Source organism: Candidatus Aalborgicola defluviihabitans, from assembly GCF_016705985.1.
GTDB classification, from domain to species: Bacteria; Pseudomonadota; Gammaproteobacteria; order Burkholderiales; family Burkholderiaceae_C; genus Allorhodoferax; species Allorhodoferax defluviihabitans.
Window position 1 is genome coordinate 1 of record NZ_JADJKN010000005.1, and the last position, 20,369, is coordinate 20,369.

Consider the following 20,369-nt stretch of genomic DNA (forward strand, 5'->3'; position numbering starts at 1 on the left):
CAAAATGTCGACAAGCAACAAATAGCGTCCTTGCGACAGCGTCGCCACAGCATTCATACCAGCCTAGTCCTTCCGGTAAGCAGCAGCGTTTGCTTTTCGATTTGATCGACGGTACTCATGGCTGTGCGTTCCCTGATGACATTGGTGTTATGTGCTTATTTTCGTTAAAATGGAGACCGACAAATCAACACCACCACCGCCATGATTAAGCCCACCCAGAACAACCGCAAACAGCCCAGCTTGGCTGCGCTGCGTCGTGCTGTGGCCAGCTCGACGGCGGTGGAAACCGGCCAGAGCATCCAGCAGCTGGAGCAAAAGCTCAAAGAGTCCGCCAAACATCGCTTTGCCCATCTCAAGCTGGCGGCGTAAGGCCGTTGTCGGCCAGCCCCATGGCCACACGAACCCAATGTTTCATGGGTTCCCAATCCATACTGACGCCTTGGTGAATGGCCGCTATGTATTGCGCCTTGTGCGTTTCCCACGCGGTGTAATCCAGTGGCTCACGCCCGGCTTGTACCGCCATCACGTCGGCCAATAGGCGCGCAAGGCGGCCATTGCCCTCGCGGAAGGGGTGGATCAAAATCAGCTCGACATGGCTCACGGCAATCGCCTCCACCAGCGCCTCTAGGCTCAGACCGTCGCAGGGCGTCCAGCGGCTCAGGCAATCCTGCTCAAACGTGGCCAGCAGCCGAGGAATCTGGCCTGACGCCGCAAACGCAAAACCACCCTTGCCCATGTTGACCGAACGCTCCTGCCCGGCCCATGTGTACACATGGCCCAGCCAGCGGCGGTGCCATGTCTTGATGTCTGCCACCGTCAGCACATGGTCGGGCAGATGGGTTACCAACACCTCTTCATATAGCTGGGCCAGCAGCCCAAGCTCCACCTCGTCCATCTCCTGCGCTGAGGTGATGCCCAACAGATTGCGCAGTACCAGCCCGTCGGAACCCGGCTCAAATTCCCCCTCGGCACTGTGGACGGCGTAGCGGTTCATACCAAACGGATTCTGCCGGTCAGCAGCTCTTGCATCATCCCCTGCTTGAGCGCACGGGTCTTGTCGCGGCGGGCTTGCAGGGCGGCGAGTTCGGTGTCCATGTCGGAGAGGACGGTGGCGATGGCGGTTTGCTCTTCTTGAGTTGGCTGCGGAATGGAAAGTCGCATGAAAGCACTCTTGGCAATGTTGTAGCGGGTCGCGCCTTGGGCCAGGACTGACATGACCGTGCGCCCATCCGCACAACGGAACCAATAGGCAAAGTACAAACCGTTAACTTTTGCTTCCGAATTGAATCTAAACCCGAAGCTGAAGCTGTTCAGATACAAGCCGGGTATTTCCACGAAGCACAGAACAGAAACCAACTTCCTCTGGTGTTTCGGATGAGCCGTTGAAGAACAAGTCACCCTTCTTTGCCAAGTTTTGGGCTTCGCTCGGTGCGACGTCCACGGTCTCAAGCCAGTCTGGATCGATCACCGTGTCTTTCATGACGTTCATGAACGGGATGTACTTCGACGAACCGTGCCCAAAGTCTTCTTTTGTTTTGCCTGTCAGTCCGCCGTAGGTCTGCCCCAGCGATTTCATGGTCTTCACCTCCCACTCCCCACTGAACCCGGGCAGGCGGGTTTGGCCGGTGAGGAGTTGCTGCATGGCGGCCTGTTTGAGGTTTTGCTTCTTGACGATGAGGCTGTCCAGCCCGCTCAGCAGCGCATCCACATCGCTCAACGCGGTTGCGATGGCGCGTTGTTCGGGGAGAGGTGGTGCTGGGAGTAGGTACGGTCGCAATTTCTCCAGATTGATGTTCAGCTGTGCGCCTGGTGATGCCAAGTTTTCAAAGTCTGTTTTGCGGCTGGACAATTCGTACAGAAGCCAAAACTTATCAGTTTGCGAATATGGCGCAATCGCAACCAAGCTATCGGGACAAGCAGCTTCAAATTGAGCAATCCCAACGTCGCCGATATTGGCCGCAATCGTGAAGAACAGAGTTTCGATCGGAAAGAGCCGACTCACTTTGAGGCCCTCGCTATTCAGCGATTGCGTAAAAGTCGTGATTGAGCCATTCGAGCGAGCCACGTCACCCGTCTGAATGAACGGAATATTTCCCCCATATAGTCTTGGGTCGTTACGGGGTCTGGCACTGAACTTGCCGCGCTCAATTGAGGCCAGTTCACCCATTGGGGCAACACCCCAATCCTCCGGAATCACCCCCACGTCCGTCTGCTTGTACCCCGCCCACACACCCGCGTTCATACGGCACCCGCCCGTGGCGCAACCGTCCGCAACGCGCCCAAACACTGCCCACGCCAGAGATTTATGTCAAATCGGCCTCCAGCCCTCGTAGAACGTGCGCAAGCAGCTACTAAAACAATAGTATCACCCGCATCAAACCGCCTCAGTTCCATGTAGCCCCCATGCGTTTGAGGTGCTCTTCCACCTTGGCAGACAACGCCGCCACGTCGATGGTGAGCTGGGGCAAGGGGGTGGCGTAGCGGTCGGTCAGTTCGCGGATGCGGCCTGTGAGGGCTTGCGACACGCGGTCCAGCTCGCCCTGCACGCGGGCGGCCAAGGCGGCCAGCCATTTGTCGTGCACCACCAGCGTTTGAATGTCTGGCAGCGTGAGCCGGGCGTATTGGGCAGCTACTTTGGCATCCAGCGCTTTGGTGGCGTCTTTCACGGCCTTGCTGGCAGTGGTTTCTTGCTCGGTCAGCAGCAGGTAGCCTTCCAGCAGCTTGCGCTCGTCTGCCGCGTCTTTGTCGCGCTTGATGTCGGCCAGGCGTGCCTTGGCGCTGACTTTGGTGAGCTTGCCTTTGTCGTTTTTGGCGTCTTCCAGCAGGCCGCCCTCCCCACCATGTTCTTCGTCCAGCTCTTCCATCTGGCGGGTGATGGCGTCGCGCGCAGCCTCTCGCTGGGCGATGGCCGCTTGGTCTTGGGCAAAGTAGCGATTGACGATGAGGGTGGCGGGGATCAGGTCTGAATTAGGGGGCGCGTGGGGCTTGCCGCCTTGCAGCGCCTGCCAGCCGTCGCTGGCAATCATCCATGCGTCGTCTTGCATCACCTCGGCCCAGTAGTCCATCAGGTGCTGGTACACGCCATAGGGGTCGATCAGCGAGGCCACGGCTGCGCCGCTGCGAAAGGTTTCCAGCAGGTTTTCGGCCAGCGCTTCAATCAGCGCCTTGGGCCGGTCGCCCTGGCGCAGGCCGGTGAGCAGCGGGGTGTTGGCGGCCACCCAGGTGGCATACAGGGCGGTCACGGTCTGGTTGAACGCTGTGAACTCGGGGTGGGCAAAGATGGCCGCCTTGACTTGGCTGCCGGGCACGGTGGGCTGGCTGTAACCGGGGCGGTCAGCTGCTGCAAAGATGTGTTGCCGCACGGTGGGCAGCACCTGCCAGTAGGCGGCCAGGCCGTCGATGTCGGCATTGGGGATGCCGCCGCGCAGGTGGGCGGTGATGTCTTGCAGGTCTTCGGGCTGGGCGCTGTCGATGTAGCGGGGCAGGTTGAGGTTGAAATCGTTGGCCTCAATCTCGGCCAGCGGCACCAGGCGTGCGTATTTGGGGTTGCTGCGGTCTTGCCGGGTGAAGGTGTCCACGATGCGGTGCAGGTCTTGCTCGCGCAGGCGGTTCTTGTTGCCGTCTTTGATGAAGCCTTTGCTGGCGTCCACCATGAAGATGCCGCCCCGCCCATCTTTAGCCATGGTGCGCCCGGCAGCGCCTTCTTTGTCCAGCACGATGATGCAGGCCGGTATGCCGGTGCCATAGAACAGGTTGGCTGGCAGGCCGATGATGCCCTTGATGAAGCCCCGGCGCACGATGTTGGCACGGATGCTGCCCTCGGCCCCGCCGCGAAACAGCACGCCGTGCGGCAAGATGACTGCGCCCTTGCCGGTGCTCTTGAGGGTTTTGAGGATGTGCAGCAAAAACGCAAAGTCGCCATTTTTGTCAGGCGGAACGCCATATTCAAAGCGGCCAAACAGGTCGTTGAGCGGATCGAACCCATTGCTCCAGGCTTTGGTGCTGAATGGCGGGTTGGCCACCACGTAGTCAAAGGTTTGCAGCGCGGTTTTGTCGGTGGCGTGTAGAAAGTGCGGGTTGGCCAGGGTGTTGTCGCGCCAGATTTCGGCGGTGGGGCAATCGTGCAGCACCATGTTCATGCGGCTCAGGGCTGCGGTGGCGTTATCCATTTCCTGGCCGTACAGGGCCAGGTCCAGCCCGGTGCGGCTTTTGGCTTCGTCATGGGCCTTGAGCAAGAGCGAACCCGATCCACATGTCGGGTCAAAAATGCTTTGGCGCGCATCGGTGGCGCGGCCCAGCTCGATCACCTGCGCCATCACGCGCGAGACTTCGGCCGGGGTGTAGAACTGGCCTTTGCTCTTGCCGCTCTCGGTGGCAAAGTGGCGCATGAGGTACTCATAGGCATCGCCCAGCAGGTCGTCGCCCTCGGCCCGGTTGCGGCCAAAGTCCAGCCCCTCAAAAATGCCGACCAGCTTGGTGAGCCGGTCCACCATTTCTTTGCCCTTGCCCAGCTTTTCTTCGTCGTTGAAGTCGGCCACGTTGATGGCACCCTTGAGGGTGTCATTGGCATCGGCCAGGCGGCCCACCAGCTTGTTGATCTTGTCGCCAATTTCCTTGTCGTTCTTGAGTGCCACCATGTCGGCAAAGCTGCCGCCAGCGGGCACGTCGATCAGCGCATTGGGGTTGCCCGCGTATTTGTCGCTCACGTATTTTACAAAGAGCAGCACCAGCACATAGTCTTTGTACTGGCTGGCGTCCATGCCGCCGCGCAGCTCGTCACAAGATTTCCAGAGGGATGAATAGAGTTCGGATTTTTTGAGGGCCATGGGTGCATATTTCCTTGTACCGGCGCAAGTATCACCCCTAAAACATTAGCTTCGACCCTAGATCAAGCGAAAAATACCTTTCGGGTCGAAAGGAGCCAAAACCTCCGAAAACGCTGTAGCTACGTCAGCAATTGCACGCTGCGTCAGCTCAATAGGCCATGCTGCATGCAAGTCCAAATTCCCTAGGCTCACGGTGTACGGCATATATCCCATGTTGTGAACAATTGCATTCCGTACCTTGAAGGCTGAAGAGCACAAATCCCAGGTCAACTCTGGGATCTCAAATTCAAATTGGAATTGATTCGCTACTTTCATGCTCAGAATATGAGATTGAAAGAACTGTTGAACTCTTGGCAAGTCACCGTCGGTCTGACTCCACTGTTGGGCAATTTGCCTTCGAGCGACCGTCAACTCTTTACTGGGGACTTTCACCTGCACCTTGAGATTTGGTTTCGATGAGGTTTGAGCCAGTAGAAACGCCACGGCGATTGCCTTTAGGCAGTTCTCAAATGCTGTGCAGTACGAGGCGAGTGCCTCGTGCCAAATAGGTTGCCCACCCTCTACTCTCACCCAATCTATATATTGTTGCGCGGAGCACGCATACTGCTCCACCCCCTCAACATAGGCCGTATCTTCAGCGCTGAGCTTCCTTCGACGATCCATAGTGGGTCGAGCTCTCGCAATGTATGCTTTCATTGCGCTCGCCTGGTCAATATAGCCACCAATCAGCAGCACTTTGGTGCGAGTCGACAGAATGGTGTTGGAAAAGCCCTCGAAAGCATTGTTGACAATGAATTGCAGGCCAACCTGCTCGTGAGGAGTTTGGGCATCGGTGGGAGTCATACTTGATTAAACCCTACATGGCCCGTCACTCCATCAGCTTTACGTCAACTTCTTCAGCCCGTCAGTTTCTCTGTCTCTGCCAGCAATTTCGACGGTTTCAGGTTGAGTGCACTTGCCAACTTGAAGATCGTAGTGATAGTGGGCTTATTCTGGCCGGTTTCAATAAGGGAGATGAAATTGCGCTGCACCCCCGACTCCAGCCCCAATTGCTCCTGGCTAAACCCTGCTGCAAGCCGATGCTTGCGCAGCACCTGCCCAAAAGGCTTCGTGTGGACTGATTGGAGCGGTTCCCGACATATGGGGAGACTGTCCAGTTTCCGGTAGGATTGGTCATCCCAATATATGGGGAATAACCTATGGAATCAGCCAACAACGATCTTGACGAGCCAGTCCAAGGGCCGTTCAGCACGTATCTCAACATGGCTGAGGTGATTGCGGCCAACGAATGCCAATTAACAGGCTTCTTAATGATGTCCCAGGCGGCTAATCGACCATTGTCGATTCCAACACCGTATCCACCCTCGCTTCTAAACGAAGATGCACTTTCTGCATTGAAGGATCGACTCCGCCTTTGTAAGCCGGACAACATAATTTCGGACCTTCATAACTGGGACATCCAGATCGAAGATGAGCTATCAGAGGATTGGTATTTCAACGCCGTATTCGGCGACAAGGACAGTATGGATGACTGTGCTAAAGAACTGGCCGAGTTCTTTTTCGAGAAGTGCAAAGAATACGACATGGACTATGACCAGTTCAATGAACCTGAGTGGTTTGAGCGTCATGTTCGGGAAAGCGCCTCCGATTTCATCTTTTTCTGGAGGAAGCAAGTACTGCTCAAGTACGGACCAGGCCTGACACTTTCCGAGAGGTATGGTGGGCCCACCGCATGAACCTTGCCAGCATCTCTGTCGCGTTAGGACTGATCGCTCTTGCACGCTTCTGCCCGTATCCTGCCTCTTGGGAAATTAAATTAAATGCACGTTGTAGTCGCCAGCGCAGAAGTCGAGTCATACGACTTCCGTACCTATGTTTACTACATCGGATACGAGAAGCAGAACTTCAACTTCTATATGCCGCGCCCCATGGGCGACGATTGGCTGCAACGCATCAATCACAAACCCTTGCCACTGCCAATGATTGTGAGAATTCAGGAGAAGACGATGTTCGTACTCTTCCATTCGCGCGCATCTGCCGAAAAATTCTCTGAGTGGCTCGTTCGCGCAGAGACCGAAGCCCAAGAAGGCTATCGAACGATGCGCGGCTGACAGGAACCGGCATTCCATGGGTGTAACGGCCGATCACGCACAGGTCCGGTTGCCGTTTGCGCAGCCCTTTGGGCGCGTCCGTTGGGCACTGTGTGCATTTTTGCGAAACAGATTCACCGATCCAGTAGCTTGTCCAGAAACCCTAACTTGAGCCCAATGTCATGAAAGCTGATCTGCACCAGCCGGTCATATTCTGCTTTTAGCCGCCGGTAGGTTGCCCAGTGCATTCCTTTCGGCCTACCGCCTTCACCATTCAAGATGCCCGCCTGCCAACCAAGCCGGTTGCGAATCTTGTCAGCCTGACGACTGGAACGGTCACCCAAGCCCTCCTTCTGGCTGGCATAGCCCAGCCCACAGCAGCGTCGGCAGGCAAAGTATTTGCCCGGCCCATAGAGCACCGCCACCCGCTTGCCGCAGCTTGGGCAGGTAAACCACTGCCGTGCACCACCCAACTGGCAGGGCGTACTTTGCAGGTGAACCCACTGATCAATGGATTCGCCGGTGCTTCGCTTCTGGTAACAGAATTGCACGGCCTGAGCAGCGACGCGAATGGTGATGCCAGCGACTTGACGGTCGCCCACCGTCCACTGCCAACTAAAACTGCGTCCGGGCACCAGCAGGCCGGAACGTGCCAGCTTACGAACGTCTAGCGGCGTGGATTCCTGGGTCACGTCCTTGCCGCAATAGGCGGCTTGCCTGCCGCTTCCACGTCCGCCCATTTTTGTTCTCCTTGGTTTCTATCGAAATCATTTGGCAAATTCAGCATGGCCTTGTCGCAGTTAATCGGGTGAATTGGCCGCTAACCCGCATGAATGCTGGGTTTATGCCTGTTTTTGGCGTACATCAAAGGTTGCTAATTTCGGGTGGCTTTTGACGCCGATTCAGCCTGTTTTGACAGCACGGAGGTCTTTTAGCTTGATCAACATGGCCAAAGTGCGCTCAAATTTTCGGTCCAGGTGTGTTTCGTAGCGGGAAAGCTTCTCAAGCCGGTAGGCTTGCAGCCCTTCGCCAATGGTTTGGTTCACGATGGCGTCGTGGTGGCGGGCTTCTTTTTCTAGTTGGTAAGCAAACGGCGTGATGCGCTCGTTGATGAATGCAGTCAATCCACTGGCGTCGGCGGTGTATTCCTCGTCATTCACATAGTTTTGCCACCACTCGCGGGCTTCGGGTAGCAGGGCGCGTAAGGCTTTTTCATAAGCCCGACCGCCACCCTTGCGCAGGATGGCGCTGGCCTTGTTGGTGGCATCAATGTCGTGCCGCGCAGACTGCTGGCTTTCTGCCACGTCCGCCGGTTTCAAGTCCATCAGATCGCGAATGTCGGTGTTCTCGCCTGACAAGCCCATCTCGAACGGTGCCGCCGCAGGAATGACGGTTTTGGCACTGCGGGCGGATTCTTTCAATCCCTTATTGATGGTGGCACCCTCGGCTTGCAGCACGCGGCGCTTGCGCCAGATTACGCTGGCCAGTTCTTCAATCAAATGCTGTTCGGTGGCACCGGCAGGTAGGTGTTCGTCCATCAGCGAATTGACCAGGCTTTCGTAGTCCGCATGGTTTTCGTGGCTGAGCACTGTGTAGCGGCTCAGGATGCCGTGCTTGAGGGCGTTGAAGCGGACGACCTCATAAGGTTGTGGGCTGAGGGAGGTCATTTGGTTGGTTTCGTCGGTTTTGTCAGTGGTGGTCATGGTCATCGCTAGGTCCTTTTGGTGTTGAGACAAGTTGGGCAGTGAATCCGTCGCATCGCTGTAGCTGCACCACCAGATCGGCAGGCAGTTGCGCATCACGCGACTGAATAGCGACGCCGGCGGCCTGCCAGTTGCCGCATCGCCAGCCACCAGCGCCTGCAAGATGGGCGCATTCAAAACACGAATGCCGGTCGTCCTGCTCACGATCGCGGCTGACCAGCTTGTCGGCCAAACCTTCGCCGCCGGCAATGGATAAGCCCTTGCCGGTGAACCGTGACAGCCGCGCCGTAAAGATGTCGATCTCCACCGTGTTCATGGCGGTGCTGTGCGGATAGCACCAGCGGTCGGGCTCAATATCAGGCTCCAGGTGTGCGGCCTGCAAGGGTGGTGAATCGTTCGCCGCTTCCTTTTTTTCTGAAATTTGCAGGGGTAGGGTACTGACAGAACCGACAAAACCCGGTTTTGGTAGTTTTGGCGGTACGGGGGTGGGCACTATTTCAGAATTTGCGCCCTCTCGCATGGCCTGCACCTTGTCGCGCCAGCTCATGCTTTACCCCCGCCCAGCACCGCCGGATTGATGCGGTACTGCTCCGACGGTCTGCCACCCGCTGCACTGCCGGGAACCAGCTCACGGCGCAACCAGTCATACTCGACCAACATATCAGCCGCACCGCGCACCGCGTCCACATCGCCGAGCCCCTGCCAACCCTTGCGGTAAACGTCCCGCGTTGTGAAGGTTTTTGCGATCACACCGTCCTTGTCAACCATTGCACCGGCCCTGATGCGCTTGAGTAGCAACGCCGCGCCCTCAATCTCCGGCTTGATGCCAGCGGCATAGATGCGCGTGGCATGGGTTTCCAGATATTCGGCCCAGCCCAGCGCCCGAATCAGCTCAGGCTCGCACACCTGCCCCGCCTCGGGCGTGTCGATCAGGGCAAATAGCAGCGCCAGTGCCGGAATCGTTTTGCGGTTTTTTGACAAGTGCGCTTCCATCACGGGGTGCAGGGTGTCGCTGCGCAAGCGCAGTTCTAGTTCAGTGCGCCATTCTCTGAATAGAGCTTGCGCCGCATCATCAAACCTCCACACGGGCGCGTCACCTTCGGGTGTGGGTAATGCCTCCAGTCGATCAAAGACCGCATTCGCGGCCTGTCGTGCCGGGGTGTCTGGCCACTCGTCAACATCCTGCCATTCGGGGGAACTGTCGGGCCACACGGCCATTTGAAACCGTTGAATCAGGCCATCGTCTGCACCGCCCCCGGCCATTGCGCCGCGCACATACTCTGACAACCGGCCCGGCTGAATGCCGCCGATCATTGCCGCGCACAGCCTGGGAATGTGCAAGTTCAAGCCGCGCATGATCCTATCCACGGTGTAGGACTTGTCACCGTCATACGCCGTCAGGTAAAAAGCCCGGTCGCCTTCTTTGCCCTCGCGATCCATGCTCTTGAGTAGCCCATAAATTTCGTCACGTTCTACCAACAGCCCCCACGGATTGACCCGCATTATTTCGCCCAGGGCTTCAATCGTGGTGTCATTCACGATCAAGCGCTCAGGGATCGGCTCGGGTTCAAGGTCCGCTGCCCGTAGCAGCTCACGCGCTGCCTCTACGTCGTTGCTCTTCTTGAGTGTGGCTTTGGCCCTGGTTTCACTGGCCGCATCTTGCAGCTTGCGCAGCCGCTGGGACACTTCCCATTCCCCGCATTGAGCTTGATAGGCTTCGCGCTTCTTTGCTTCGATGCGCTTGAGTGGTTTCAGCACTTCATTCAAGGCCGGGCTTTTCATGGCCCCAGGCCTGCCTATGATGGCTCCCCACAAATTTGGGGTGACCAGCCAGTTATCCCGCGCCTTGGGCTGGATCACAACACGCGCACCGACAAGCCCAGATATAGCCACCATCACGCCCGCAGCCAAAAAATCAGGTGGACATTGCATCCGTTCTGCCATATCAGCCACCCACGGACGCATTGAATCCGGCAATAGTGAGTAGTTGAACGCCATTACGGGCGGCAACGCATCCGGTAGTGGCGCTGGAACTGGCCATGTTTCGCTTTTGCCTTTTGCGCGCGTATTAGTATAGTCAACAGCTATTAAAGGTATAGCAGCATCAATACCGCGTTTGACCGCATCCAGCCCCGCAATCTGGTGCAGGTCGTTGAAATCAGTCGCCTTTTCTGGCCTATTGGCTCCGAAGTCAGGGACTGCAAGATAGCCTCCGATGGCCAGTGCTGCCGCGCGTGCGTGCTCGACACCACCGTTGACGGCATTTTGATAGTCGTCGTCTGCCGCCACGATGATTTGAAGATCAGGAAACTTGAAGCGCATCGTTCCGGCCACTGCACCCAGGTTTCCATCATTGAAGGCCACAGCAACCGCGTCACCCGTCGCTTCATGGATGCTGGCGCAAGTTGCATAGCCCGATCCAACGATCAGTCTGTTCTTGGGCTTGCCGCCGATGGCGTGATAGCAACCAGTGCGCCGCCCACCAGACAGCCCCCGCTTGTCCTTGAAATCTGTTAAGTTGATGCGCTCCACATTCCACAACTTGCCGTCGTCGCGCATGGGCACTAGGAGCGTCCCGTCCATCTCAACCTTCACGCCATAGGGTTTCACACCCTTGGCATCCAGGTAGGGGTGCTGGGTGCAGACGGTCGCCGCATTGACCCGGCGGGAAGCCTCCAGGGCCGCTGATTCATTGCGTTGCGCCTGCTCGCTGTCGCGCTGCGCTTTCATGGCCTGCACGCGGTTCTGGTGGCTTTCCCGGTCTACCTGGGTCATTTCGGTGTTGGACTTGCTGCACCAGTTTTGCGTAAAGCCCTCGCGCCAGTCACCAAACGCACCAGCCGCCACACCATCGCTGTGCAGAACATACCAGCCGGATTCGTCACGCGGTTTGCCGTTGGAGCTGAACCGGTGAATCTTGCCGTCGTCAATGATTTCGTCGGGTGGAGTCAGGCCAGCCGCTGCAATGGCATCGCGGAATTGGTTGATGATGTCACTCATTCGTTCACTCCCAATTTGCGGGCGAATGATTGCAGTGCATCAAAGTCCTGGGCGTAGTGGCTGTAGCCGTACTTGCACACCAGGAAGTCACCGCAGCGCAATGGGTGCACAGCATGACCAACCAGGGCCAGTACCGCAATCTGAGTGGCGACGGCTTTACTGTACTGGGCGTCGGTGGCAGAATCTGCCTTGATAGTGTCGGTACCAAAGCCTTCGGTGTTGCAAGCGACGAGGGCTTTTTCAATGGTGGTGTCGGTCACGGCCAAGCCTCACTGCGTTGCGCCAGTAGAGCGTGTGCGCTTGTCCAGCCAAGCCAGCAGATCAGCATGCCGGTAGCGCACCTTGCGACCGACTTTCAAGAATGGCAGTGCATAGCGACCAGTGGAGCGCCACACGGACAGGGTGCCCGGCGTAACGTCCAACACAGCCGCAGCAGCCTTGTCATCGAGCAGCTCCTTGCTGGCTTTAACGATGGTTTGAAGAGTCATGATTCGCTTTCATAGAGACCCGCTTTGCTGGATTGCGTTGCAGGAATGAAAGCGAGTTTCTGGAAAGCGAAGCGTTCTGTGACTGAATTCGGTTTGCCATTACCGAATTCGGTTTGCCGCTATGACTGGCGTGGCTTTGCGGGCAATACGGCATCAGCCGCCTGTTTCAAATACTTGCGCACCGTGTCATCGGTGATGGTGATTCCCAGCCCGGCAAGATCGTCAGCTATCTATTTTGTTGCTGCGTTTTTTGATGCCGCCGGGTCATAGCGGTAGCCCTTCACTGCCATTCCGATCACGAGCTTTAGCAGAGTGTTCCGCTCGGTAGTGGATAGTGGCTTATTCTCATTGTTTAAAGACCCATTCACCAAATTAATGAAGTCAGTTAGTGAATTTTGGCGTATCACGTACGAGCAATCATCTGGAATATGTTTCAAGTAGCAATACTTAGAAGTTCGCCTCATTAGGCGCAGGCGCTTTTGGAAAAAATCCAACAATTCATCGGACTTCAAACCACTCTCAGCCATTGCTTTTATGAGAAATTCAGGCGTTTCGAGTCCTCCGAAATTTTCAAGGTCATTTGGCTCTTCAAACTGCATTTCAAAACTGCAGAGTTGTTGATCTTCTACTTGGAGCATTGCTCCATCCTCCTCTATATCAGCTAATAGAGGCCCACCAACAGCACTGTGATAGCGACGTTCAATTTTCAGTCGAGAACGGTCATCCAATGTAAGGTCACAAACCCCACGAAGCGTGTAAATCGGATCATTCTTATCGAAAAGGTAAATTTCCCCGTCCTCTGCTTGATGCTGCATTGAAATGTATCGACGGAAATGTTGGCCATTTTTGCCCAGCACCGTCTCGTAGGGTATTTCAGTCTTAGGTGTCAACGTACCGAGCAAAACTTCGACTGGATTTACGAAATTGACTGAAAGCTTTAACTGCCCATCAAGTGCAAGCTGGAGGATATCCGCTTCGCTAACAGTCTCGGTGAAGGCGCCCTCTAAATACTTAGCAGCATCAGACAGCGTCACCCAGCGCCTCAATTTGAACAATTTACTCATCTCGCTCCATTTCTTCCCAAAAAATGCGGTGCTCGACCTGTCTGCTTTGGGTAAACAATATTTTTTGACGATCGCGAAAAATTAGCGCGAATAGTTTAATTTCGTACTGTCTGCAACCGAACAACCTCGACCTTTTCCTTCATGCCGCCCGCTTCCATCATTGCCGTTGTCGCGGTGTTGACGGACTGCCGTACTGGGTCAAGGTCAAGCCGAGCATAAATCGCCGTTGTGGCCTGATTCTTGTGGTTTAGGCTTTTTCCAATGATGGCCATACTTGCCCCAGTTTTTGCCTGCCAACTACCAAGTGTGCGGCGCAGATCGTGAATTCGAAGGTTGGCCATTCGCGCGCTCTCAACATCAATCCCCAGCTTGACCGCCTGTGCCCGCGTCTCAATCAACAGCTTTTCAAGAGCGGCTTCGGACATATTTAGACGGACGTTGGTCTTAGGTGATTTCGGGTTTTTCGGTTGGATAAGCAACTCAAGTTGGTTTAGTTCATCACGGTCAAAGATGCGCTTCCACCCTTTTTTTGGCTCCACCAAATGACCACTTGCGCCAGTTCCCGGAAACACATATGCCGATTTACTGGCAAGCACCTTGCGCTGCTCCAGCAGCATGACGGCTTCCGGGCTCAGAGTGACGTTCTGAGGATCGTCGTTCTTGGTACGCGGTATGCGCCATGTGGCCTCAGTTAGATCGACTTCTGCCCAGCGCATTTCGAGTACGTTGGCTCGGCGGGCACCTGTGAGTAGCGACAACAATAGATAGTCACGGATTGTCGTGTTGGGTTCATCTGCCAAAGCAGCAAAGAAGCGAGGCAACTCATGCCCCAGCATAAATCGATCTCTCTTGACTGTCTTTCTGGTCTTGATGCCACGGACCGGGTTTTCAGTGACATAGCCCCATTCGATGGCCTTGCCAAAAAGGGCTGAGGCCAGCGCCCGCACATTGTTAACGGTGGCTCCAGCTTTGTCGTCACGTTCCATGTCCGAAAGGATGCGGCCCACCATTTCTCTGGTGACAAGTGAAAGCTTGCGGCTGCCCAATGGATCTTTGAGGTAGTCGCGGAACCGCTGCTGGTCGTCCCGCCAGGACCGCTTCTTCTGTCCGTGGCGCTTGCCATACTCGATGAAGAACTCCGAAACAGTAGGCATTCCCTTAATGCTACGACGAACTTCTGCTGGATTTTCCTTCCTGCAAACCCACCCAGCGCCACGTCCGCAGCTAAACGTGCCTGCTCAACTGTCATTTCTGGAAAACTACCCAGCTTGAACCAAACCATGTCTGGTCCTACCCGTTTGATGACGTAGAAGGTTGTGGTTACGGTTGATGTCACACGTATGGCCAGTTTGCTAACGTCCTGGTCGTAGAAGGTTGCACGGACACCCGCAGCAGGGGAGGGGAGTCTCGCCAATGAAGTCTTGGTAAATCGAAAACGATTCTCCACAATGGGTCTCCTGTTCGGGCTAGCACCAGGCTAGCATTAAGGGTAAGATTTGATTTGAATAGGGCGGTAACTGTTAAGGTCATGATAGCCCGTTTATAGAGCTAAGTACAGGATAATTAAGCTCAATAAATCCGAAGGTCCATTTAGACCCTGGAACTCTTAATCCGTAGGTCGAGAGTTCGAATCTCTCAGTTCCCACCAGTTGAATCAAAGACTTAGCCAAATGGCTGAGTCTTTTTTTTTTGTGGCGCGACAAAAACGTACTTGGCGCTGCCCTGGCTGCAAAACATGCCGGGACTCGGCAGTGCGGTCATGGCCTCGGCGATTGCGGTGTTGATTGCTGCAATTGCCGGCCTCGGCGTCTGGGCAGATCGGTTTGGAGCGCCTCGGCTATCGGGTAGGGCGCGGTAGTTGGGGGCTGCGCAGACCCATTTAGTGCGCAAAAACAGTGTCCAAATCGGCAAAACCTTTGACTTCAATCGGGTTGCCCGATGGGTCGCAAAAAAACATGGTGGCTTGCTCTCCGGGTTGCCCCGCAAAACGTATACCGGGGGGCAAAACAAACGCCACGTTGTTTTCGGTCAGCCGGTCCGCCAGCGCTTGCCATTGCGCCATCTGTAAGATCACACCCAGGTGCGGCATGGGCACCATGTGCTCTCCCACTTTGCCGGTGTTGGTGGTAGCAAAGGGCGTGCCCAGGTGCAGTGAGATCTGGTGACCAAAAAAATCGAAATCAACCCAGGTGTCGGTGCTGCGGCCCTCGCGGCAGCCCAGTACCGTGCCGTAGAAGTGGCGAGAGGCATCCAGGTCGTGCACGTGAAAGGCCAGGTGAAAAATGGATGGCATGGAAGATCCTTTGTAGTGTGGTGCCAATGGGAATAGGACTGCGAATCTGGCGGTCGCCCTCATCATGCAACATGACGCCGCCGCAGCATCCGCGAAAGGCCACGGGCACTTGAATTGTGTGTCCTCATGGCAGCCTCGATGACTGGAATGCTGCGTTAGCGGTTCGTCAGTTCGGCGTCATCTGAGCCCGCTTCCGACCCATTGCTGACATCCGCCGGGCCAGATGGGGCGCCGAAAAGCTGACTTTCCCAGCGCTGAACTCTGGATCGCAGCTGTTAGCCGAGATCTACGTCCCAGCAGAAGCTATGCGGATCGCGTCTTCCAGGGGCAACCTGTCCCGACGCGAGGATCAGGCTCTGCCACGCCTCCTTTCCCGCAGGCCCAGTCGTCAACCCCGCATCTGCAAGAGGATGGTGCGCTCGAGGCCTGCGTAGCGATGGATGAGCGCCTCGCGATACGCGGCGTTGGCCATCATCGCGAGGAAGTGCTGGCGGCTCGGGTAGCGGACCAGCAGGCACTTGTCCCAGTCGAGGCTGGGATCGCCAATGAAGGTCCTGTCGATCTTCCCTTCCCACACCACCTCGGCACTACTCACGTCGCCCACGGTTTCCACGAAGGCTGTCTGGTATCTGCTGTAGGCCTCGGCACCCGAGCAGGGCGCGTGGGGGGACCCTGCGGGGTAGTTCGCTTGCACGCGGAACTTTAGAAGATTGAGCATCACCACCGGGCCGTCGGGACCGGCATCACGCAATGCGCGCACTTGATCGGCCGTGGGGTCGATGGACGAGTCGAAATTGACGGGGAGGAAGCTCATGGGGTCGGACCTTGCTGATGCCGCGCGGTGCATGCGCGAACCGAATTGTAGGCGCTGGCAGGGATTTCAGCGATGCCATTGGCCCGTCGGAAAACGGCCAGCAGTAGACGACGGCGGGTGTCCGTTATGAATAGCTATCCATAACGACCAGTGGCCGTCTTTCGCTTTCGACCCCAAAGGCGACGTAAGCCTTTCAATTTCCGCTGACCATAAGCGGTCATTGACTAACCAGACTTTTGAGGCGAGTGACGTCCAAACCGAAAATCGGCACCCAGGGTCAACGCATGGTTGGCGCCAACCCTCATGATCTGACTCAGACCTTTCAGCCCAATTCACCGGAGGTGCTCAGAAGCTGGCCGCCGCCGTCGCAATCAAGGATAGTTCCGGTGATATAGCCCGCAGACTCGCTGCTGAGGAAGAGCGCCATGTCGGCAATCTCTGGAATGCGCCCATAGCGACCCAAAGGAATCTTGGCAATCAGGGCCGCTGTTTTTTCCGGGGTTGGCGTCAGTCGCGCCATGCCTTCCGTTCCATCGATAGGCCCGGGTGAAATGCCGTTGACCCGCACGCCATCGGCGCCCCATTCCATCGCCAAACACTTGACCAACATATTGATTCCGGCCTTGGCTGCGCAGACATGTGCCTGGCCCCGGTGCGGGTGGGTGGCCTGACCTGCAGTAATGGCGATCAGCGACGCCCCGGGCCGCTGCAGATAGGCATAGCAGGCGCGAAACACATGGAAGGTTCCAACCAGATCGATATCTACGACCGTCTTGAAGCCGTTGGAAGAAATACTTAAAGCCGGCGCAACAAAGTTTCCCGCCGCGCCGGATATGACGATGTCGATTGGGCCGAACCGTTCAACCGTCTGCTTAAAGGCTGCATCGACAGCAGCAAAGTCGCGTACATCGGCAGCGATGCCTATTGCATTGGCTCCCGCAGGGTCAATGAGAGCGGCTGCCGAAGCCGCCTTTTCCGGATTTCGCCCCAATACTGCGACCTTGGCGCCCTGCGCCGCAAAACCCTTAGCGATACCTAAGTTGATGCCACTGGTACCTCCGGCCACGAATGCCACTTTTCCTTTTAGTTGTCCTGCTGCGAACGTAGTCATGCTGGATTCCTCTCTTATATCGTTGAATACTCAGGTGTGGTCGCTGATGCGGATTTGACGGTACTGTCGCAGTAAGCCTTACCTGACAATCTTGGCATGACCACGACAACTCAAGCAGCAATGATAGGCGCGCTGCGCACAGTGCTCACGTGGCTGCATTAGCGTTGACCATATACTCCGATCCAAACCGGCCACTCGCAAATGTCAGCTTCTGACCGGAACCCGCACTCGACCCAAGGGCGACCTGCGCCCAATAATTTTCGCTGCCCGTTACCGGTAATAGATTCCATCTACTTTTGAGGCAGTTCCATTGGCATAGTCAGTGCCGATGGTCAGATAGATCAGTTTTCTCGAAACACCCGAAATGTCCTCTGACTGCAACTACTTCCAGATCATTTCACTGAAAGAGCGGAAGAATCGACTGGAGACTCATAAAAGCCAATATGCCAGACCAGCCAGACCGATCATCCAGATACCAACGATGAAGACGGCTGCTGATTGACTTCGCGGCCGCTGAAGTATCTCGGCTGCCTTGACACGTGAGTCAATCAATACTTTTGGCGGCAGCATGCGAATGACAAGCATGAGACCCAGCAGGACCAGCAGCAAGTCATCTAGGTACCCGATGATCGGGATGAAGTCCGGAATAAGATCGATAGGGCTCAGTGCGTACGCGGTAACCGAAACAGCGAGCAACCGCACAAGAAGCGGAGTCCGTGGATCACGGGCGGCGAAATAGACTGCGACGACATCCCGCCTAATCTGCCGAGCCCATGATTTCACGCTAGCAATTCGCTGCAAAGAAGCCTCGCGTGGTGTGAAGCTGGACATTGTACGAAGCGCGGGCCAGTCTCAGCAGTGCCAAAAACTTTTTCTGCATATTGTTGAATAGTTGACTTTTCAAGGTTGCAATATTCGAGCCTCTAAAACCCAAACTTAGAGCCTGCACCAAGGAGCGTTGCGAGGCCCAAAAGCGCAAATATGCCGGCTGCAATTGAATGGACCAGGGGCATCGGAATCTTGGATGCCAACTTGTCGCCAGCGAACACGGCGGGGACGTCTGCTAACAACATGCCTATGGTTGTACCGACCACGACCATGAAGGCACTGGTGTAATGGGCTGCCAATGCCACAGTCGCAATTTGGGTCTTGTCACCCATCTCCGCCAAGAAGAAGGTAATGAACGTGGCACCGAACACGCCAAGCTTGTTAGCAATCAGCGTTTCTTCATCTTCAATTTTGTCCGGAATCATCGTCCAAATGGCCATGCCGAGGAAGGAGGCACCGAGTACCCACCGCATGATTTCAGGGGAGACTATCGACGTTATCCACGCGCCGAGAGCACCAGCGAGGCTGTGATTGATGACGGTCGCGCATAGGATGCCTGCGATGATGGGCAAGGGTTTTTTGAACCGTGCGGCGAGAATAAACGCGAGTAACTGAGTCTTGTCGCCGATTTCGGCCAGTGCGACAACTCCAGTTGAGACGAGGAGAGCTTCCATGAAATATTCCAAGCCGGGCAAAACACGAATGACCACAACGTCTCCCCGGCCAATGCGGAGGCGAAGTGGTCAAAGGTCTTGCCAAGCTCAGAAACCGCTTACGCCATGACCGACAGGTCAAGTATGTTGACGTAAGCCTCTTCAAGCGAAGAGCGGCTACTCCCCAATGAGTGGATCAATCATATCGCACCACAAGATGGCGACACTAAGAAGCACTTCTCGTAGCGGGAAATTCGATAAATGCATTCGGGATAGCGGTCGTTGGTGAGTGTCGGGACCGGGCCCACAGCGGGCATAGCCAGCCTAACTGGGAACACCAGCTTATTGCCATTAGTTGACCGTGACAAACGTGCCAAATACTAACGTAACCTAACGAAGCAAGACGGGCTAAGTTGTTGATAAGTATAGGCTTTTTAAGCCACTCTTAATCTGTAGGTCGAGAGTTCGAATCTCTCAGTTCCCACCAGCTTGCCCTCATTGAATATATAAAGCCTGCTACCTAATCTGTAGCGGGCTTTTCTATTTGGTGGATATGACACGGTATCTGATATGGTTTGGGTCACGCATACGGAGATATAAAAACATGACTAACCGGTTTTTGAAATTGGCGCTCGTTTTAATGGCGTCGATGGCCGCAGCGACCCATGCGCAGGACTACTCCGGCTCTGCCGCACCCAGTGATCGGGTACGTCCAAACTACGTTCTCGGTTCCGCACAAGAGCACTGGTCGGGCGGTGTCATTCGCTGGTATTACAACCCTGCGCAGCAGCCCAGCAACCTGTCGGCGGCCGAAGTATTGAGTTCGATTGATACGGCGTTGGCTCGCTGGAGCGGTATGTGCAACCTCACCTTTACCTACATGGGAATCACCGCCGCCATCCCTGATGTGCGCAGCACGTGGCAGACCATCGACAACATGAGTGTGTTTGGTTGGGGGGAGTTGACCAATGAAATGGCGCAATACGGTGCCTATACCAAGTGGTGGTATTCCTCCGGCCTGATGGTGGATGCAGATGTGGTTATCAACACGGCCTATGCCTGGACGGCGCGGGATGTGGAGTCGATCATGACGCATGAAATTGGTCACGTGCTGGGGCTAAACCACTCCAATGTGCAGGCCTCGGTCATGTTCGCCAACCCCTACAACAGCTACAGCTACCAGCGCACCCTGCGCGGTGACGACGCCAATGCTTGTGGCGCCTTGTACGGTGCGGCCGCCAGCGCGGATTCGAACCGGGCCATGAACTGGGCGGAACACAATTACCCGCAGTTATTCACTGCCAGTCCGGCCGCGTCGGCCACCTACAGCGGCTACTACTACCGCTATTACGGTGCAACCAACAAATACCTGGGCTCGAAAGATGGCAATGCGTATTTGATGGAGGCCGACAACGTCATTCAATATTTGGGAGTGCTGAATGACTACATGCCTGTGGTGCGGGCAGCAGGCTTTTAGCGGCGTACCGCCTACGGCCTGG

Annotated in this window: 23 protein-coding genes and 1 riboswitch; of the genes, 4 read left to right on the forward strand and 19 right to left on the reverse strand. The window is 55.9% G+C overall.

Translation table 11 applies throughout. The features are described from left to right. The first annotated feature begins 201 nt into the window (after nucleotides 1–201). The gene (locus tag IPI80_RS04845) at nucleotides 202–369 is read left to right on the forward strand and encodes a hypothetical protein (RefSeq protein ID WP_413857741.1); all 168 of its coding nucleotides are present in this window, start codon (nucleotides 202–204) and stop codon (nucleotides 367–369) included. Here the strand turns inward: IPI80_RS04845 and IPI80_RS04850 are convergent. The 6 genes from IPI80_RS04850 to IPI80_RS04875 all read right to left on the reverse strand — a co-directional run bounded on the left by IPI80_RS04850 (nucleotide 353) and on the right by IPI80_RS04875 (nucleotide 5,920). Then, a complete protein-coding gene (locus tag IPI80_RS04850) occupies nucleotides 353–994 on the reverse strand; it encodes a Fic/DOC family protein (protein ID WP_413857743.1) in 642 nt (213 codons plus the stop codon). The two genes, IPI80_RS04845 and IPI80_RS04850, sit on opposite strands and share 17 nt — an antisense overlap. Continuing rightward, nucleotides 991–1,398 (reverse strand): restriction endonuclease subunit S, encoded by a 408-nt coding sequence (locus tag IPI80_RS04855; protein WP_413857745.1) that lies wholly within the window; start codon nucleotides 1,396–1,398, stop codon nucleotides 991–993. Before IPI80_RS04855 ends, IPI80_RS04850 begins: the two co-directional genes overlap by 4 nt. Continuing rightward, nucleotides 1,289–2,242, reverse strand: coding sequence for a restriction endonuclease subunit S (locus tag IPI80_RS04860; RefSeq protein ID WP_413857747.1), 954 nt, complete (start codon nucleotides 2,240–2,242; stop codon nucleotides 1,289–1,291). The genes IPI80_RS04855 and IPI80_RS04860 overlap by 110 nt, the downstream gene beginning before the upstream one ends. 142 nt (nucleotides 2,243–2,384) lie before the next feature. Beyond that, nucleotides 2,385–4,826: an N-6 DNA methylase gene (locus tag IPI80_RS04865; RefSeq protein ID WP_413857749.1), complete on the reverse strand. Its 2,442-nt coding sequence runs from the start codon at nucleotides 4,824–4,826 to the stop codon at nucleotides 2,385–2,387. 57 nt (nucleotides 4,827–4,883) lie between these two features. Continuing rightward, on the reverse strand, nucleotides 4,884–5,669 hold the full coding sequence (locus IPI80_RS04870) for a hypothetical protein (RefSeq protein WP_413857751.1): 786 nt from the start codon (nucleotides 5,667–5,669) through the stop codon (nucleotides 4,884–4,886). A 53-nt stretch (nucleotides 5,670–5,722) separates the two neighbouring features. Beyond that, on the reverse strand, nucleotides 5,723–5,920 hold the full coding sequence (locus tag IPI80_RS04875; protein WP_413857753.1) for a helix-turn-helix domain-containing protein: 198 nt from the start codon (nucleotides 5,918–5,920) through the stop codon (nucleotides 5,723–5,725). A gap of 105 nt (nucleotides 5,921–6,025) precedes the next feature. Between IPI80_RS04875 and IPI80_RS04880 the strand changes: the two genes are divergently transcribed. Continuing rightward, the gene (locus IPI80_RS04880) at nucleotides 6,026–6,562 is read left to right on the forward strand and encodes a hypothetical protein (RefSeq protein ID WP_413857755.1); all 537 of its coding nucleotides are present in this window, start codon (nucleotides 6,026–6,028) and stop codon (nucleotides 6,560–6,562) included. 84 nt (nucleotides 6,563–6,646) lie between these two features. After that, the gene (locus tag IPI80_RS04885) at nucleotides 6,647–6,937 is read left to right on the forward strand and encodes a hypothetical protein (protein ID WP_413857757.1); all 291 of its coding nucleotides are present in this window, start codon (nucleotides 6,647–6,649) and stop codon (nucleotides 6,935–6,937) included. A gap of 113 nt (nucleotides 6,938–7,050) precedes the next feature. Here IPI80_RS04885 and IPI80_RS04890 read toward each other — a convergent pair whose 3' ends face one another. The 13 genes from IPI80_RS04890 to IPI80_RS04950 all read right to left on the reverse strand — a co-directional run bounded on the left by IPI80_RS04890 (nucleotide 7,051) and on the right by IPI80_RS04950 (nucleotide 18,891). Next, nucleotides 7,051–7,656 carry a hypothetical protein gene (locus IPI80_RS04890; RefSeq protein WP_413857759.1) on the reverse strand — a complete coding sequence of 202 codons (606 nt, stop codon included), beginning with the start codon at nucleotides 7,654–7,656 and terminating at the stop codon, nucleotides 7,051–7,053. Nucleotides 7,657–7,818: 162 nt separating this feature from the next. Further along, the gene (locus IPI80_RS04895; protein ID WP_413857761.1) at nucleotides 7,819–8,625 is read right to left on the reverse strand and encodes a hypothetical protein; all 807 of its coding nucleotides are present in this window, start codon (nucleotides 8,623–8,625) and stop codon (nucleotides 7,819–7,821) included. Beyond that, nucleotides 8,606–9,166 (reverse strand): hypothetical protein, encoded by a 561-nt coding sequence (locus IPI80_RS04900; protein WP_413857763.1) that lies wholly within the window; start codon nucleotides 9,164–9,166, stop codon nucleotides 8,606–8,608. The genes IPI80_RS04895 and IPI80_RS04900 overlap by 20 nt, the downstream gene beginning before the upstream one ends. Next, nucleotides 9,163–11,619 carry a DUF3987 domain-containing protein gene (locus IPI80_RS04905; protein ID WP_413857765.1) on the reverse strand — a complete coding sequence of 819 codons (2,457 nt, stop codon included), beginning with the start codon at nucleotides 11,617–11,619 and terminating at the stop codon, nucleotides 9,163–9,165. Before IPI80_RS04905 ends, IPI80_RS04900 begins: the two co-directional genes overlap by 4 nt. Next, the gene (locus tag IPI80_RS04910; RefSeq protein ID WP_413857767.1) at nucleotides 11,616–11,879 is read right to left on the reverse strand and encodes a hypothetical protein; all 264 of its coding nucleotides are present in this window, start codon (nucleotides 11,877–11,879) and stop codon (nucleotides 11,616–11,618) included. Before IPI80_RS04910 ends, IPI80_RS04905 begins: the two co-directional genes overlap by 4 nt. 9 nt (nucleotides 11,880–11,888) lie before the next feature. Further along, a complete protein-coding gene (locus tag IPI80_RS04915; protein WP_413857769.1) occupies nucleotides 11,889–12,107 on the reverse strand; it encodes a helix-turn-helix domain-containing protein in 219 nt (72 codons plus the stop codon). Between the two features lie 230 nt (nucleotides 12,108–12,337). Further along, a complete protein-coding gene (locus IPI80_RS04920; protein ID WP_413857772.1) occupies nucleotides 12,338–13,171 on the reverse strand; it encodes a hypothetical protein in 834 nt (277 codons plus the stop codon). A gap of 95 nt (nucleotides 13,172–13,266) precedes the next feature. Continuing rightward, on the reverse strand, nucleotides 13,267–14,325 hold the full coding sequence (locus IPI80_RS04925; RefSeq protein WP_413857774.1) for a tyrosine-type recombinase/integrase: 1,059 nt from the start codon (nucleotides 14,323–14,325) through the stop codon (nucleotides 13,267–13,269). Between the two features lie 725 nt (nucleotides 14,326–15,050). Next, nucleotides 15,051–15,464, reverse strand: coding sequence for a VOC family protein (locus tag IPI80_RS04930; protein ID WP_413857776.1), 414 nt, complete (start codon nucleotides 15,462–15,464; stop codon nucleotides 15,051–15,053). A gap of 388 nt (nucleotides 15,465–15,852) precedes the next feature. Beyond that, entirely contained in the window at nucleotides 15,853–16,278 is a 426-nt protein-coding gene (locus tag IPI80_RS04935; RefSeq protein WP_413857778.1) for a DUF1330 domain-containing protein, read from the reverse strand. Between the two features lie 322 nt (nucleotides 16,279–16,600). Beyond that, nucleotides 16,601–17,389, reverse strand: coding sequence for an SDR family oxidoreductase (locus IPI80_RS04940; RefSeq protein ID WP_413857780.1), 789 nt, complete (start codon nucleotides 17,387–17,389; stop codon nucleotides 16,601–16,603). Between the two features lie 429 nt (nucleotides 17,390–17,818). After that, nucleotides 17,819–18,091: a YkvA family protein gene (locus IPI80_RS04945; protein ID WP_413857782.1), complete on the reverse strand. Its 273-nt coding sequence runs from the start codon at nucleotides 18,089–18,091 to the stop codon at nucleotides 17,819–17,821. 221 nt (nucleotides 18,092–18,312) lie between these two features. Then, on the reverse strand, nucleotides 18,313–18,891 hold the full coding sequence (locus tag IPI80_RS04950; RefSeq protein ID WP_413857784.1) for a TMEM165/GDT1 family protein: 579 nt from the start codon (nucleotides 18,889–18,891) through the stop codon (nucleotides 18,313–18,315). Nucleotides 18,892–18,893: 2 nt separating this feature from the next. Then, a riboswitch (yybP-ykoY riboswitch) is annotated at nucleotides 18,894–19,068 on the reverse strand. Between the two features lie 406 nt (nucleotides 19,069–19,474). Between IPI80_RS04950 and IPI80_RS04955 the strand changes: the two genes are divergently transcribed. Further along, on the forward strand, nucleotides 19,475–20,347 hold the full coding sequence (locus IPI80_RS04955; RefSeq protein ID WP_413857786.1) for a matrixin family metalloprotease: 873 nt from the start codon (nucleotides 19,475–19,477) through the stop codon (nucleotides 20,345–20,347). The last annotated feature ends 22 nt before the right edge of the window (nucleotides 20,348–20,369 follow it).

Coding starts and splice junctions, on each gene's coding strand:
- IPI80_RS04930 (WP_413857776.1), bottom strand. CDS start 15,464: ATGCCATCCATTTTTCACCTGGCCTTTCACGTGCACGACCTGGATGCC.
- IPI80_RS04920 (WP_413857772.1), bottom strand. CDS start 13,171: ATGAGTAAATTGTTCAAATTGAGGCGCTGGGTGACGCTGTCTGATGCT.
- IPI80_RS04915 (WP_413857769.1), bottom strand. CDS start 12,107: ATGACTCTTCAAACCATCGTTAAAGCCAGCAAGGAGCTGCTCGATGAC.
- IPI80_RS04905 (WP_413857765.1), bottom strand. CDS start 11,619: ATGAGTGACATCATCAACCAATTCCGCGATGCCATTGCAGCGGCTGGC.
- IPI80_RS04955 (WP_413857786.1), top strand. CDS start 19,475: ATGACTAACCGGTTTTTGAAATTGGCGCTCGTTTTAATGGCGTCGATG.
- IPI80_RS04885 (WP_413857757.1), top strand. CDS start 6,647: ATGCACGTTGTAGTCGCCAGCGCAGAAGTCGAGTCATACGACTTCCGT.
- IPI80_RS04880 (WP_413857755.1), top strand. CDS start 6,026: ATGGAATCAGCCAACAACGATCTTGACGAGCCAGTCCAAGGGCCGTTC.
- IPI80_RS04950 (WP_413857784.1), bottom strand. CDS start 18,891: ATGGAAGCTCTCCTCGTCTCAACTGGAGTTGTCGCACTGGCCGAAATC.
- IPI80_RS04900 (WP_413857763.1), bottom strand. CDS start 9,166: ATGAGCTGGCGCGACAAGGTGCAGGCCATGCGAGAGGGCGCAAATTCT.
- IPI80_RS04845 (WP_413857741.1), top strand. CDS start 202: ATGATTAAGCCCACCCAGAACAACCGCAAACAGCCCAGCTTGGCTGCG.
- IPI80_RS04895 (WP_413857761.1), bottom strand. CDS start 8,625: ATGACCATGACCACCACTGACAAAACCGACGAAACCAACCAAATGACC.
- IPI80_RS04935 (WP_413857778.1), bottom strand. CDS start 16,278: ATGAGCTTCCTCCCCGTCAATTTCGACTCGTCCATCGACCCCACGGCC.
- IPI80_RS04925 (WP_413857774.1), bottom strand. CDS start 14,325: ATGCCTACTGTTTCGGAGTTCTTCATCGAGTATGGCAAGCGCCACGGA.
- IPI80_RS04890 (WP_413857759.1), bottom strand. CDS start 7,656: ATGGGCGGACGTGGAAGCGGCAGGCAAGCCGCCTATTGCGGCAAGGAC.
- IPI80_RS04850 (WP_413857743.1), bottom strand. CDS start 994: ATGAACCGCTACGCCGTCCACAGTGCCGAGGGGGAATTTGAGCCGGGT.
- IPI80_RS04860 (WP_413857747.1), bottom strand. CDS start 2,242: ATGAACGCGGGTGTGTGGGCGGGGTACAAGCAGACGGACGTGGGGGTG.
- IPI80_RS04870 (WP_413857751.1), bottom strand. CDS start 5,669: ATGACTCCCACCGATGCCCAAACTCCTCACGAGCAGGTTGGCCTGCAA.
- IPI80_RS04940 (WP_413857780.1), bottom strand. CDS start 17,389: ATGACTACGTTCGCAGCAGGACAACTAAAAGGAAAAGTGGCATTCGTG.
- IPI80_RS04865 (WP_413857749.1), bottom strand. CDS start 4,826: ATGGCCCTCAAAAAATCCGAACTCTATTCATCCCTCTGGAAATCTTGT.